Here is a 13,006-nt window from a genome sequence, read left to right as displayed (position 1 = left end):
CAGGCTACTCCCTGAAATACCCGCTGTAGCGCGGGTGGTAGACCTCGCTGTCGGCATAGCCGGAGCGGCGATGTGCCTTCGCGTCCACCTGGGTCAGCGCGGCGCCGACGATGCGGGCCTTCGCGTCCTCCAGCAGGGCGAGCGAGTTGCGCACCACCGAGCGCGGGGTATCGCGCCACTTCACGCAGAGCAAGGTGGCATCCGCAAGGCGGGCGACGACGCGGGCATCGGCCATCGCCAGCGCCGGCGGCGCATCCATCACCACCAGGTCGTAATCCTGCCGCACCCGCTCCAGCAGCCCGGCCATCGCCTCCGACATGAACAGGCCGAGCGAATGAATCTCCGCCGCGCCGGCCGGGATGTAGTCCAGCGCGGTCAGGTGGTCGCGGCGGAGGATCTGCTCGTATTCGGCCTGGCCGAGCAGCAGGTCGGTGATGCCCGGCGCGCCCTCGGCACGGAACACCTTGCCGATCGAGGGCAGGCGGATGTCGCAATCCATCAGCAGCACCCGCTCGCCGTTCATCGCCGCCGAGCGGGCGAGCGCGACCGCGGTGGTGGTCTTGCCCTCGCCCGGTCGCGCCGCGGTGATCACCACCACCCGCGGCGGGTCGCTGCCGAGCCAGAGCGAGGCGCGCAGCGTCCGCATGCTCTCGCTGAACGGGCTGAGCGGCTTGCGGGCGACGTAGTCCTCCACCCGGTGCCGCCCGAGCACGCCGCGGCGCAGCGACGGCACCAGCGCCAGGCAGGGCAGGCCGAGCGCCGTGCGGATCTCGTCGCCGCTGCGGATCGTGCTGTCCGCCTGCTCCAGGAACCACACCAGCAGCAACCCGAACAGCACGCCGAGCGCGGTCGCCGCCACCACGAACAGCATCGGCTTCGGGAAGGAGGGGGTGCCGGGCACGGTGGCGGAGGAAAGCACGCGGGCATCCGCCTTCTCGATCGCGGTCTGGCTGACGGTGGACTGGCTGCGTTCCAGCACCGCGCGCAGCAGGCTGCGGGAGGCCTCGGTCTCGCGCTCCAGCGCGTTGAGGCGGATCTCGGCGCCCTGGTTCTGGTTCAGCCGCGCCTCCTGCTCGCGCAGGCTGGTCTCCAGGCTGGCCACGCGTGCCCTGGCGGTGCGCGCCTCGGCATCCAGCGCCGAGACCACGCGGGTGGTCTCGGCCGCCACCGCGCGCTGCGCCGCGGCCAGCCGGCCGGCGGCGGCGCGCACATCGGGGTGTCCGCTGCCGAGGGTGGCCTGCAACCGGTTCAGCTCGCGCTGCGCCTCGTCCCGCGCAGTGCGCTGCGCCACAAGGTTGGCGGAGCCGAGCGCCGTCAGGTCGGTGGCGCCGGCGCCACCGCGCGCCGCGCCCAGCCGCGCCTCGGCGCCGGCCAGCTGGTTGCGCGCTTCGACGAGATCCTGGGTGATGCGGCTGATCTGTTCCGTCTGCAGCCCGGCGTTGACGCCGGTGCGCAGGCCGGTCTGCGAGCGGATGGCAGCGATCTGCTCCTCGTTGCGCGACACTTCCCGCCGCAGCGCCGTGATGCGGCCGTCCAGCCATTCATTGGCGCGGCGCACCGCGTCGAACTTCGCGTCGAGCTGGTCGGAGATGTAGAGTTCGGCGGCCAGGTTGGCGGCCGCTGCGGCCAGTTGCGGATCGCGCGAGGTGAACTGGATGCGCAGCACCCGGCTGTTGCGCACCACCTGCACGTCGAGCCGACCGAGCACCGCCTCGGCCGCCTGGATCACGGCGCTGTCATGCGGCGGCACATCGGCGATGGGTTCGGGTGCAATCAGCTCCGCCAGGTCCGGGGAGACCTGCGCGGCGGCATCGGCCAGGCGCGTGCGCAGCCGGAAGGCCGGCCCGTCGGCCCGGTCGCGGTCGCGCAACCACCAGGCGAATTCCGGCCGCTCCGTAAGACCGAAGCGCTCCACGATCCGTCCGGCCACCGCCAGCGAGCGGATGATCTCCACCTGGGAGGCGAGGACGGCATCGGTGGTGCTCTCGTCTCGCAGGATGCTCTGCAGCTCACGGGCCGAGTAGTCGGTGGGTTCGAACATCACCGTGGTGGAGGCGGTGTAGCGCGGCGTCATGTTCTTCGCCGCGATGAAGGCGACCAGGGGGAACAGCAGCGCGCAGACCACCAGCACCGCGCGGCGGCGGCGCAGCGCGCCGAGCAGGGCGGTGAGGTTGAGGCCCTCCGGCTCGATCACCGGCGGGGGAGGGGCGGAGCGAGGAGCCGGGCGCCGTTCAGCGGGCGCTCGGGTGTCGGCGACAGGACGGTCGAGCATCGCGGTGGAACTCCCCCCAGGCATCGCGGTTCACATCCCCGGCGGGGGGGATCGTGGCGCCCTGCGATCAACCGTCCGGCTCGGCACCGGTTCCCGACGCGCGGGAACAACACCGTGATGAGCCGGTATCGCAAGGAAACGCAAAGGGCGCGCCTGCGTCCCGCTTCGGCGCGAACGTTCACGACGTTCGCCAACGCTGGAGAGAGAGGACAACACCCATGACCACCCGCCGCCTCGCGCTGCTGTTCCCCCTTGTCGCTCTCGGTGCCTGCACCACCCCGGGTGCCGACCTGCCGGCGCTGCCGGACGCGGAGCGCACCGCCTATCGGCTCGGCCCGGAGGACGAGGTGCGCGTCACCGTGTTCAACGATCCCCGTCTGACAGGGGAGTTCAAGATCTCGGATGCCGGGGTGCTGGCACTGCCGCTGGTCGGCTCGATCCAGGCCGGCGGCAGAACGGTTCCGGAGGTGGAGCGCGAGATCGAGGCCGTGATGGCGCGCCGCAACCTGTTCCGCGATCCGGAGGTGGCGGTGAACGTCATCGAGTACCGCCCGGTGTTCGTGCTCGGCCAGGTCGAGCGCGGCGGCAGCTATCCCTATCAGCCGGGGATGACGGCGCTCTCGGCCGTGGCGGTGGCGGGCGGCTTCAACTACCGCGCGTTGCGCGACTATGTCTCGGTGACGCGGGTGGGAGAGGATGGCCGGGCACGCGAGTTCCGCGCCAACAGCCGCGCGTTGCTGCAGCCGGGCGATGTGGTGACGGTGTTCGAGCGTCGCTTCTGAGTCGCCGCGCGACGATGTGGCGCGCCCTCCCGCGGTGAAGCCGCGGGAGGGCTCCGGGCGGCGGCTCGGCGGTGGGCAGACGAAACGGCACTGGCCTTCCCGGCGGGCCGGGCTAGCGTAGGCGGGTGATCCGAATCCTGCTCCGGGCCGTCATCGGCGTGCTTCTGGCCACCCAGGCCACTGCCGCCGAAGGCCCACTTGCACGCGCAGCCGACTGGGCCGCCCTCGCCCGCCCCTCGGCCGGCCCGTCGCGGGTGATCGGCGGCACCGGGCTCGGCTGCCTCGCCGGCGCGGTCGCCCTGCCCGCCGAAGGGCCCGGCTGGCAGGCGGTGCGCATCTCGCGCAACCGCCATTGGGGGCACCCGGCGACCATCGCGCTGGTGGAACACGTCGCCGGCCGGGCCCGGGCCGTCGGCCTCCCCGACCTCTGGATCGGCGACATCGCCCAGCCGCGCGGCGGGCCGATGCCCTGGGGCCATGCCAGCCACCAGACCGGGCTCGATGTGGACATCTGGCTGGACCTGCGGGCCAAGCCGCGCGTGCCGGCGGCGCAGCGGGAGGACCTCGCCATCCCCTCGCTCGTGCTGGCGGACGAATCGGGCGTGGACCCGGCGCGCTGGACAGCCCGCCATGCGCGGCTGATCCGCATCGCCGCCGAGGCGCCGGACGTGGACCGGCTGCTGGTGAACCACGCGATCAAGCGCCGGCTCTGCGCCGAGCATCGCGGTGAGTCCTGGCTGCGCCGGGTGCGGCCCTGGCGCGGGCATGACAGCCACATGCATGTCCGCCTGCGCTGCCCGCCCGGCAGCCCCGATTGCCGCGACATCGCCCCGCCACCGCCCGGCGATGGCTGCGACGCCAGCCTCGACTGGTGGCTGACGCCGGAGGCGCGTCGCCCGCCCAGCCGCCCGCCCTCCGCACGGCCCGCCCCGCCGCCTCGCCTGCCGCTGGCCTGCGCCGGGGTGCTCCACGCGCCATCCGCGCCCATTCGCTAGGCACGGCGCCCACCGATCGGGCTGGATTCGCGGCGATGCTGCGCCGCGTCATGCTCCTGGCGGGTGGCGCGCGTCTTGCGCACCCCTCCTCCATTGACGCACATGTCCCTGGCACAGCCGGGCAGGGGGATCGAATGGAACGGCCTTTCGTCGAGATCGCCGGCGTCGCCATGCGCTATGGCGGGGTGGAGGGCACGCTGGCGCTGCAGGGCACCAGTATGAACGTCGCGAAGGGCGAGTTCATCGCGGTGGTCGGGCCATCCGGCTGCGGCAAGTCCACGCTGATGCGCCTGGTCACCGGCCTCTGGCCCGCCACCGCGGGCAATGTGGTGGTCGCCGGGCAGGAAGTGGCCGGGCCGCTCTCGATCGCCGGCATGGCGTTCCAGAACCCCACCCTGCTGCCCTGGCGCAACATCATCGACAACGTGATGCTGCCGCTCGAGGTGGTGGAGCCGCATCGTCGCCTGCTGTCGCGGGAACGCGCGAAATACGACAAGCAGGCGAAGGATCTGCTGGCGCTGGTCGGCCTCGGCGGCTTCGAGCAGAAGTTCCCCTGGCAGCTCTCGGGCGGCATGCAGCAGCGCGCGAGCCTCTGTCGCGCGCTGATCCACGAGCCGGCGCTGCTGATGCTGGACGAGCCCTTCGCCGCGCTCGACATCTTCACGCGCGAGGATCTGTGGTCGGTGCTGCAGGATGTCTGGATGGCGCGCAAGCCCACCGTGATCCTGGTGACGCACGACCTGCGCGAGGCCGCCTTCCTCGCCGACCGGGTCCTGGTGATGTCCTCCCGCCCCGGCCGGATCATCGCCGAGCGGGTGGTGGACTTCCCCCGCCCGCGGACGCTGGAGGACACCTACAAGCCGGGCTTCGTCTCGCTCGTGCACGACCTGCGCGAGTACATCAGCGCTGCCCGCAAGGGCGAGGAGGTGGCGAATGCCTGACGACATGCCCCCCCGCCCGGCCACCACCCCCGCCTCGGCACCCGGCGATTCCGGCATGTCGCCCGAGGCGCTGCGCCGGCTGGAGGCGATGGCCGCCGCCGCGCGCCGCCGCCGCCGCCTGCAGGCCTGGCTGCCCTGGCTGGTGATCGTCGGCATGTTCGCCGTCTGGGAAGTCGTGGTCCGCGGCTTCGCGCTTCCGGAATTCGTGCTGCCCGCGCCCTCCTCCATCGCCGCGAGCATGGTGAAGTGGTGGTGGCCGCTGCTCGACAATTCCTGGCAGACGCTGATGACGACGCTGATCGGCTTCGCCTTCGCCATCGTCTTCGGGCTGCTGCTGGGGATCGCGATCGGCAGCTCGACGCTGCTCTATCACGGGCTCTACCCCCTGCTGATCGGCTTCAACTCGGTCCCGAAGGTGGCGGTGGTGCCGATCCTGGTGATCTGGTTCGGCATCGGCACCGTGCCGGCGGTGATCACCGCCTTCCTGATCAGCTTCTTCCCCATCGTGGTGAACGTCGCCACCGGCATCGCGACGGTGGAGCCCGAATTGCGCGACGTGCTGCGCGCGCTCGGCGCACGGCACACCGATATCATCCGGAAGGTCGGCCTGCCGCGGGCGATGCCGTATTTCTTCGCCTCGCTGAAGATCGCCATCACGGTCGCCTTCGTCGGCTCGATCATCGCGGAGACGGTGGCGGCCAACAAGGGAATCGGCCATCTGATGATCCTGGCCAGCTCGCGCTTCGACGTGCCGCTGGTCTTCGCCGGGCTGATGGTGACGGCGGTGATGGGTGTCGCGATGTATCTCGTCGCGGTGGCGATCGAGAACCGCACCACCGGCTGGGCGACACGCGGGCAGAACGACCAGCAGCAGGTGCAGTTCGGCGGGCTGTGATCCTGCCGGACCGCCCCCCGGCTTGGGGCGCGGCCCCCGCGCCGCCCCCCGCCCCGGGCTGCCGCGGGGCCCCCCGCGCCCCAAGGCTCGGGGGATGATCGGCATCGATTGGGGCACCACCAGCCTGCGCGCCTACCGGCTAGGGCCGGAGGGCGCTGTCACCGACCGGCTGGACCGGGCGGGCGGCATTCTCACCGTGGCCGAAGGCGGCTTCCCCGCCGCGCTGCGTGAAGCGGTCGGCCGCTGGCTCGCGGACGGGGAGAAGCGCGTGCTGCTCTGCGGCATGGTCGGCAGCCGGCAGGGCTGGGTGGAGGCGCCCTATCTGCGCTGCCCCGCCGGCCCGGCCGAGATCGCCGCCGCGACCGTCCCCGTGCCGTTCGAAGGCGCGGAGGTCCGCCTCGTCCCCGGCCTCACCACCGAGGACCGTGACGGCATCCCGGACGTGATGCGCGGCGAGGAGACCAAGCTGGTCGCCCTCGCCAACCGCCTGGACGACGCCCAGGCCTGCCTGCCCGGCACGCACAGCAAATGGGCGCGGCTCGAGGCTGACCGCGTGGTGCACTTCACCACCCACATGACGGGCGAGGCCTTCGCCGCGCTCTCGCAGCACACCATCCTGGCCCGCACCAGCACCGAGGGGCCGCACCGGCCGGAGGCCTTCGCCCGCGGCGTGGCAAGGGCGCGCCAGCCCGGCGGGCTGCTGCACCACCTGTTCGGGGCCCGCACCCTGCACCTGATGGACCGGCTGGAGCAGACGGAGACCCGCAGCTTCCTCTCCGGCCTGCTGATCGGCCACGAGATTGCCGCCGCCGCGGCAGAGACCGGCGCCACGCAGGTGGAGCTGGTGGGCGCGGAGACGCTGGCCGATCTCTACGCCGAGGCGCTGCGGCTTTCCGGCATCACGGTGCGCCGCCACGAGCCGGACCTGGTCGCCGCCGGACTGCACCACATCGGAGGGAGCCTCGGATGGGCGTGAAGGATTTTCTCCAGCGCTGCCCGCTGGTCGCCATCCTGCGGGGCGTGAAGCCGGAGGAGGTGGAGGCGATCGGGGACGCGCTGATGGCGGAGGGCATCGCCATCATCGAGGTACCGCTGAACTCGCCGGAGCCGGTCGAGAGCATCCGCCGGCTCGCGGCGCGGTTCGGCGATCGCGCGCTGGTCGGCGCCGGCACGGTGCTCGACCCCGCCGATTGCGCGCGCATCGCCGCGGCCGGCGGGCGACTGGTGGTGACGCCGCATGCCGACCCGGAGGTGGTGCGCGCCGCGAAACAGGCCGGCATGTTCGCCGTGCCCGGCTTCTTCACCCCTGCGGAAGCCTTCGCGCTGCTGAAGGCCGGCGCCGACGCGCTCAAGCTGTTCCCCGCCGAGGCCGCCTCGCCCGCCGTGCTGAAGGCGCTGCTGGCGGTGCTGCCGAAGGGCACGGCGATCCTGCCGGTGGGCGGGGTCGAGGCCCGCAACCTCGCCCCCTGGCGGGCCGCCGGTGCGGCCGGCTTCGGCATCGGCAGCGCCATCTACAAGCCGGGCGACAGCGCGGCGACGGTGGCGGCGAAGGCGCGCGCCCTGGTGGCGGGCCTTGGCGGCGCTTGAACTGCGCCGCGCGCGCATCTATTGCGGAAGACAAGGCGCAACGCCGCCCAGGGAGGTAACACAACCATGATCGCTCGCCGCTCGCTTCTGCTGGCCGGGGCTGCCGGCCTTGCCGTGCCCGCGCTGGTGCGCCCCGCTTCGGCGCAGGAGGTCACGCTCCGCCTGCACCACTTCCTGCCCGCAGTCTCCAACGTGCACCGCCACTTCCTGATGCCCTGGGCGCAGAAGATCCAGACCGAGAGCCAGGGCAGGCTGCGCATCCAGATCTTCCCCTCCATGCAGCTCGGCGGCGCGCCGCCGCAGCTCTACGACCAGGCACGCGACGGCGTGGCCGACATCATCTGGACGTTGCCCGGCAACACCCCCGGCCGCTTCCCGCGGATCGAGGTGTTCGAGCTGCCCTTCGTGCCGCACCGCCTCGCCACGCCGAATGCCAAGGCCGTCTGGGAATTCACCCAGACCCATCTGCGCGACGAGTTCCGGGAGGTGCACCCGATCACCGTCTGGGCGCATGACGGCGGCTCGATCCACTCGAACCGGGAGGTCCGCCGCATGGAGGACCTTCGCGGCCTCAAGCTGCGCTTCCCGACGCGCCAGGCAGGCGAGGCGCTGGGCGCCCTCGGCGCCGCGCCGATCGGGCTACCGATCCCGCAGGTGCCGGAGGCGCTGAGCCAGCGGGTCATCGACGGTGCCGTGGTGCCGTGGGAGGTCGTCCCCTCCATCCGCCTGCAGGAGCTGGTGAAGAACCACACCGAGATCCCCGGCACCCCGACCCTCTACGCGGCCACCTTCATCCTGGCGATGAACCCGGCGAAGTACCAGGGGCTGCCGGCCGAGCTGCGCCAGGTGCTGGACGCCAATTCCGGCATGGTCGCTGCCGAGATGGCGGCGAAGGTCTGGGACGAACAGGGCCCGGTGGTGCGCCGCATGGTCGAGCGTCGGCGCGACAACAAGATCGTGCAGATCTCCAACGCCGAGAAGGAGCGCTGGATGATCGCGACCCGCCCGGTGATCGACGCCTGGATCGCCGGCTCGCGCGAGAAGGGCTTCGACGGCGCGGCGCTGCTGGCCGACGCGCGCGGGCTGATCGCCAAGCACGCCGCCGGAGTCTCCTGAGGCGCGCCTCGGCGCAGCCGGCGATCCACCGTTGCAGGGAGAGCCGGCCGTGACCGGGACCGATGCCCGCTCCGCCCCGCCCGCCGGCGCGGTGCCGTGGCTGGCGCGCGCGCTGGCCTTCCTCGGCGGCGCCTCGCTGCTGGTCGCGGCCTGCGTGACCACCGTTTCGGTGGTGCTGCGCTGGGTCACCGACCATCCGATCCGCGGCGATTTCGAGATCGTCTCCATCGCCGGCGGCGTCGGCGTGCTCGGCTTCCTCGCCTATGGCACGCTGATGCGCACCAACATCCTGGTGGACAGTTTCTCCGGTTGGCTGCCGGCGCGCGTGAACGCGGCGGTGGATGCATCCTGGATGGTGGTCTGGGCGGCGGTGACGCTCTGGCTGGCGGAGCGCATGGCGGTCGGCGCGCTGGAGACACTGCGCAGCGGCACGCGCACGATCGGGCTGCTGGCGCTGCCCTACTGGTGGGCCATCGCGATCGGCGCGCTGTGCTTCGGCGCGACCGCGCTGATGGCGCTGTGGTGGGTGCCGCGGCTGCTGCGCGGCCGGGCGTGATGGCGCCGGAATTCGTCCTCGCCGCGACCGGCTTCGCGGTGCTGCTCGGCCTGATCGCACTGCGGGCGCCGGTCGGGCTGGCGATGCTGCTGGTGGGCATCGGCGGCTATGTGCACATCCTGGATTGGGCGGCGCTCGGCAACTACATGAAGACCACGCCGTACCACCTGTTCGCCAACTACACGCTCTCGGTCATCCCGTTGTTCATCCTGATGGGCGCGCTGGCCGAGCGCGGCGGGCTGGCGCGCGACCTGTTCGCCGCGGCGAATGCGCTGGTCGGGCGCAAGCCGGGGGGAATGGCGATGGGCGTGATCGGCGCCTGCGCCTGCTTCGGCGCGGTCTGCGGCAGCTCCGTCGCCACCACCGCCACCTTCGGCCGCGCCGCCCTGCCGGAGCTGCGCCGCTACGGCTATGACGCCGGCTTCTCCACCGGCACCATCGCGGTCGGCGGCACGCTCGGCATCCTGATCCCGCCCAGCGTGATCCTGGTGGTCTATGCGATCAGCACCGAGCAGAACATCGCCAAGCTGTTCATGGCCGCGCTGATCCCGGGCGTGATCGCGGTCAGCCTCTACATCCTGGCGATCGCACTGGTGGTGCGGCTGCGCCCCGGCGTCGGCCCGCCCGGCCAGGTGCCGAGTGCCGCGGAGAAGCGCGAGGCCTTCCTCAACGTCATCCCCGTGCTGCTGATCGCCGTGGTGGTGGTCGGAGGCATCTATGGCGGCGTCTTCACGCCCACCGAGAGCGCCGCGGTCGGCGTGATCGGCACGCTGGCGGTCGGCCTGGCGCGGCGGACGCTGAGCGGGCGGCAGATCCGGGAAGCCCTGTTCGCCAGCGCCGAAACCACGGCCATGATCTTCGTCATCCTGCTCGGCGCGGAGGTGTTCAACGCCTTCCTTGCGCTGTCGCAGGCGCCGGACCTGCTGGCGCTGTGGATCACCGAGCAGGAGTTCCCGCCCTATGGCGTGCTGGTGCTGCTGCTGGTGGCCTACATCGTGCTCGGCGCGGTGATGGACGAGCTGGCGATGATGCTGCTGACGCTGCCGGTCTTCTTCCCGGTGGTCACCGCGCTCGATTTCGGCCTGACCACCGAGGAGACGGCGATCTGGTTCGGCATCCTCGTGCTCTGCGTGGTCGGCATCGGGCTGACCGCGCCGCCGATCGGGCTGAATGTCTTCGTCATCTCCAGCCTTGCGCGCGACGTGGCGATCACCCGCACCTATCGGGGCGTGCTCCCCTTCCTGGGGATGGACCTGATCCGGCTGGCGCTGCTGGTCGCCTTCCCCGCCCTCTCGCTGTGGCTGGTCAACGCGCTCAGTTGACGCCGGGCCTGCCGAGGGGCACGAAATCCTCGACAGGAGGAACACTGCCATGGCCGATGCCTTTGTCTGCGACGCCGCCCGCACGCCGATCGGGCGCTATGCCGGCGGGCTGAAGGAGGTCCGCGCCGACGACCTCGGCGCGGTGCCGATCAAGGCGTTGATGGAGCGCAACCCCGATCTCGACTGGGCCGCGGTCGAGGACGTGGTCTATGGCTGCGCCAACCAGGCCGGCGAGGACAACCGCAACGTCGCCCGCATGGCCGCGCTGCTGGCCGGCCTGCCGGAGAGCATTCCCGGCAGCACGATCAACCGGCTCTGCGGCTCCGGCATGGATGCGGTGGGCATCGCCGCGCGCGCGATCAAGGCGGGCGAGGCCGAGTTGATGCTCGCCGGCGGCGTCGAAAGCATGACGCGTGCCCCCTTCGTGATGGGCAAGGCGCAGGAGGCCTTCTCGCGCAACGCGGAGATCTACGACACCACCATCGGCTGGCGCTTCGTCAACCCGAAGATGAAGGCCGCGCACGGCATCGATTCCATGCCGGAAACGGCCGAGAACGTGGCGCAGGAGTTCCAGGTGTCGCGCGCCGACCAGGACGCCTTCGCCTGGCGCAGCCAGCAGCGCGCCGGCAAGGCGATCGCAGGCGGCCGCTTCAAGGAGGAGATCGTTCCCGTCTCGATCCCGCGGCGCAAGGGCGACCCTGTCGTGGTGGACACCGACGAGCACCCGCGCCCCGACACCACGCTGGAGGCTCTGGCGAAGCTCGGCACGCCGTTCCGCAAGGAGGGCGGCACGGTGACCGCCGGCAATGCCTCCGGCGTCAATGACGGCGCCTGCGCCATGCTGGTCGCCAGCGAGGCGGCGGCGCGGCGCCATGGCCTCACGCCGCGCGCGCGCGTGGTGGCGACGGCCACCGCCGGCGTTCCGCCGCGCATCATGGGCTTCGGCCCCGCCCCTGCGGTGCGGAAGGTGCTGGAGAAGGCCGGCCTCCAGCTCTCCGACATCGCGGTGATCGAGCTGAACGAGGCCTTCGCCGCGCAGGCGCTGGCGGTGACGCGCGATCTCGGCCTGCCGGACGATGCGGAGCATGTGAACCCGAATGGCGGCGCCATCGCGCTCGGCCATCCGCTCGGCATGTCCGGCGCGCGGCTGGTACAGACGGCGGTGGCGGAGCTGCACCACCGGCAGCAGCGCTACGCGCTGGTGACGATGTGCATCGGCGTCGGCCAGGGCATCGCCATGGTGCTCGAGCGGGTCTGACGAGCTGCAACTCCCTCCCCCGCATGCGGGGGCCGCGGCACTGCCGCGTCGCCGAAGGCTGGTCGGGGCGGGGGAAAGCCCCTCGCCCCTCACAAGGAACCTGACATGTTCCTCCATCTCGCCGACTTCGTCGCACACGCCCTCGACGAAGGCCCGCCACGACCGGCGGAGGACAGCGAGCCTCCGGTGCTGATGCTGCACTCCATCGGCACCTCGCTGCATGTCTTCGACCCGCAGGCCACCGCGCTGGCGCGCCACCACCGCGTCATCCGCATGGACCTGCGCGGCCACGGCCTCAGCTCCGCCACGACCGGCGACTATTCCATGTCGCTGCTCGCGCGCGACGCGCTGGCGCTGCTGGATGCGCTCGGCGTGCGCACCGCGCATGTCGTTGGCCTCTCCATCGGCGGCCGCGTCGCGCTGCAGATGGCCGCCGAGGCGCCGGAGCGCGTCGCGAGCCTGGTGCTGATGGACACCGCCGCCGAATTCGCGCCCCCCGAGGTCTGGCAGCAGCGCATCGAGACGGTGCTCGCCCAGGGCACCGCCGCGCTGGCGGAGGTGGTGATGCCGCGCTGGGTGGTGGACGCGTCGCTCGCCTCATCTCGCGGCCTCAGGCGCATGCTGCTGGCGACCGATCCGCTGGGCTATGCCGGCGCCGCCGCGGCGCTCCGTGATGCGCGCGCCACCGAGCTCGCCGGCCGCATCGCCTGCCCGGCGAGCGTGATCGTCGGCGAGCGCGACATCGCCACGCCGCCCGCACTCGCCGAGGCACTGCGCGACATGATCCCCGGCGCGACGCTGACGGTGATCCCCGAAGCCGCGCATCTGCCGACGCTGGAGCGCGCGGAGCCGGTGACGGCCGCACTCCTCGGCCACTTCGCCGCGCTCGCGCCGCAGCCTGGCGCGGAGGGCGGGCTGGCCATCCGCAAGGCCGTCCTCGGGGAGGCGCATGTGGCGCGTGCTCAGGCCGCCGCCACCCCGCTCGATGCCGCGTTCCAGGAGTGGATCACCGCCAATGTCTGGGGCGGCGTCTGGGCACGTCCGGGCCTGACGAAGCACCAGCGCAGCCTGCTCTGCCTCGGCATGATGGCCGCCCTCGGCCGGCACGAGGAGTTCGAGCTGCATGTGCGCGCCACCCGCCGCACCGGCGTCACCGCCGATGAGCTCGCGGAAATCCTGCTGCAGGTCGGCGCCTATGCGGGTGTTCCCGCCGCCAATTCCGCGCTTAAGATCGCCCGGCGGATCCTGTCGGAAGAGGCCGGCTGAGCCTGCCATTCCGGGA

Annotated in this window: 12 protein-coding genes; 11 read left to right on the top strand and 1 reads right to left on the bottom strand. The window is 72.1% G+C overall.

Features of this window, described 5'->3' with window-relative positions:
- Nucleotides 1–4: 4 nt before the first annotated feature.
- Complete coding sequence (locus tag ACESM1_RS03520) at nucleotides 5–2,272, bottom strand: polysaccharide biosynthesis tyrosine autokinase (protein WP_372617768.1); 2,268 nt, start codon at nucleotides 2,270–2,272, stop codon at nucleotides 5–7.
- Nucleotides 2,273–2,490: 218 nt separating this feature from the next.
- Here ACESM1_RS03520 and ACESM1_RS03515 point away from each other — a divergent pair, with 218 nt between their 5' ends.
- The 11 genes from ACESM1_RS03515 to ACESM1_RS03465 all read left to right on the top strand — a co-directional run bounded on the left by ACESM1_RS03515 (nucleotide 2,491) and on the right by ACESM1_RS03465 (nucleotide 12,990).
- Nucleotides 2,491–3,054: a polysaccharide biosynthesis/export family protein gene (locus ACESM1_RS03515; protein WP_372617766.1), complete on the top strand. Its 564-nt coding sequence runs from the start codon at nucleotides 2,491–2,493 to the stop codon at nucleotides 3,052–3,054.
- A 125-nt stretch (nucleotides 3,055–3,179) separates the two neighbouring features.
- Nucleotides 3,180–4,049, top strand: coding sequence for a penicillin-insensitive murein endopeptidase (gene mepA / locus ACESM1_RS03510; RefSeq protein ID WP_372617764.1), 870 nt, complete (start codon nucleotides 3,180–3,182; stop codon nucleotides 4,047–4,049).
- A gap of 134 nt (nucleotides 4,050–4,183) precedes the next feature.
- The gene (locus ACESM1_RS03505) at nucleotides 4,184–4,990 is read left to right on the top strand and encodes an ABC transporter ATP-binding protein (RefSeq protein WP_372617762.1); all 807 of its coding nucleotides are present in this window, start codon (nucleotides 4,184–4,186) and stop codon (nucleotides 4,988–4,990) included.
- Complete coding sequence (locus ACESM1_RS03500) at nucleotides 4,983–5,885, top strand: ABC transporter permease (RefSeq protein ID WP_372617760.1); 903 nt, start codon at nucleotides 4,983–4,985, stop codon at nucleotides 5,883–5,885. Before ACESM1_RS03505 ends, ACESM1_RS03500 begins: the two co-directional genes overlap by 8 nt.
- Nucleotides 5,886–5,979: 94 nt before the next feature.
- The gene (locus ACESM1_RS03495) at nucleotides 5,980–6,861 is read left to right on the top strand and encodes a 2-dehydro-3-deoxygalactonokinase (RefSeq protein WP_372617758.1); all 882 of its coding nucleotides are present in this window, start codon (nucleotides 5,980–5,982) and stop codon (nucleotides 6,859–6,861) included.
- Nucleotides 6,852–7,472 (top strand): 2-dehydro-3-deoxy-6-phosphogalactonate aldolase, encoded by a 621-nt coding sequence (locus ACESM1_RS03490; protein WP_372617756.1) that lies wholly within the window; start codon nucleotides 6,852–6,854, stop codon nucleotides 7,470–7,472. The genes ACESM1_RS03495 and ACESM1_RS03490 overlap by 10 nt, the downstream gene beginning before the upstream one ends.
- Nucleotides 7,473–7,538: 66 nt before the next feature.
- Nucleotides 7,539–8,588, top strand: coding sequence for a TRAP transporter substrate-binding protein (locus ACESM1_RS03485; protein ID WP_372617754.1), 1,050 nt, complete (start codon nucleotides 7,539–7,541; stop codon nucleotides 8,586–8,588).
- 49 nt (nucleotides 8,589–8,637) lie between these two features.
- Complete coding sequence (locus ACESM1_RS03480) at nucleotides 8,638–9,144, top strand: TRAP transporter small permease (RefSeq protein WP_372617752.1); 507 nt, start codon at nucleotides 8,638–8,640, stop codon at nucleotides 9,142–9,144.
- The gene (locus ACESM1_RS03475; protein WP_372617750.1) at nucleotides 9,111–10,466 is read left to right on the top strand and encodes a TRAP transporter large permease; all 1,356 of its coding nucleotides are present in this window, start codon (nucleotides 9,111–9,113) and stop codon (nucleotides 10,464–10,466) included. The genes ACESM1_RS03480 and ACESM1_RS03475 overlap by 34 nt, the downstream gene beginning before the upstream one ends.
- A gap of 49 nt (nucleotides 10,467–10,515) precedes the next feature.
- Nucleotides 10,516–11,724 carry a 3-oxoadipyl-CoA thiolase gene (gene pcaF, locus ACESM1_RS03470; protein WP_372617747.1) on the top strand — a complete coding sequence of 403 codons (1,209 nt, stop codon included), beginning with the start codon at nucleotides 10,516–10,518 and terminating at the stop codon, nucleotides 11,722–11,724.
- 105 nt (nucleotides 11,725–11,829) lie between these two features.
- A complete protein-coding gene (locus tag ACESM1_RS03465) occupies nucleotides 11,830–12,990 on the top strand; it encodes an alpha/beta fold hydrolase (RefSeq protein WP_372617746.1) in 1,161 nt (386 codons plus the stop codon).
- Nucleotides 12,991–13,006: the final 16 nt, after the last annotated feature.

The sequence above is a fragment of the Falsiroseomonas sp. genome (assembly GCF_041690465.1).
GTDB lineage: Bacteria > Pseudomonadota > Alphaproteobacteria > Acetobacterales > Acetobacteraceae > Falsiroseomonas.
Note: the sequence above shows the minus strand (reverse complement) of the source record. Positions and strands in the feature narration are given on the sequence as shown.

Bases quoted from the DNA above. Each gene is read 5' to 3' on its own strand.
- ACESM1_RS03520 (WP_372617768.1), bottom strand. From the start codon at position 2,272: ATGCTCGACCGTCCTGTCGCCGACACCCGAGCGCCCGCTGAACGGCGC.
- ACESM1_RS03515 (WP_372617766.1), top strand. From the start codon at position 2,491: ATGACCACCCGCCGCCTCGCGCTGCTGTTCCCCCTTGTCGCTCTCGGT.
- ACESM1_RS03505 (WP_372617762.1), top strand. From the start codon at position 4,184: ATGGAACGGCCTTTCGTCGAGATCGCCGGCGTCGCCATGCGCTATGGC.
- ACESM1_RS03500 (WP_372617760.1), top strand. From the start codon at position 4,983: ATGCCTGACGACATGCCCCCCCGCCCGGCCACCACCCCCGCCTCGGCA.
- ACESM1_RS03495 (WP_372617758.1), top strand. From the start codon at position 5,980: ATGATCGGCATCGATTGGGGCACCACCAGCCTGCGCGCCTACCGGCTA.
- ACESM1_RS03490 (WP_372617756.1), top strand. From the start codon at position 6,852: ATGGGCGTGAAGGATTTTCTCCAGCGCTGCCCGCTGGTCGCCATCCTG.
- ACESM1_RS03485 (WP_372617754.1), top strand. From the start codon at position 7,539: ATGATCGCTCGCCGCTCGCTTCTGCTGGCCGGGGCTGCCGGCCTTGCC.
- pcaF (WP_372617747.1), top strand. From the start codon at position 10,516: ATGGCCGATGCCTTTGTCTGCGACGCCGCCCGCACGCCGATCGGGCGC.
- ACESM1_RS03465 (WP_372617746.1), top strand. From the start codon at position 11,830: ATGTTCCTCCATCTCGCCGACTTCGTCGCACACGCCCTCGACGAAGGC.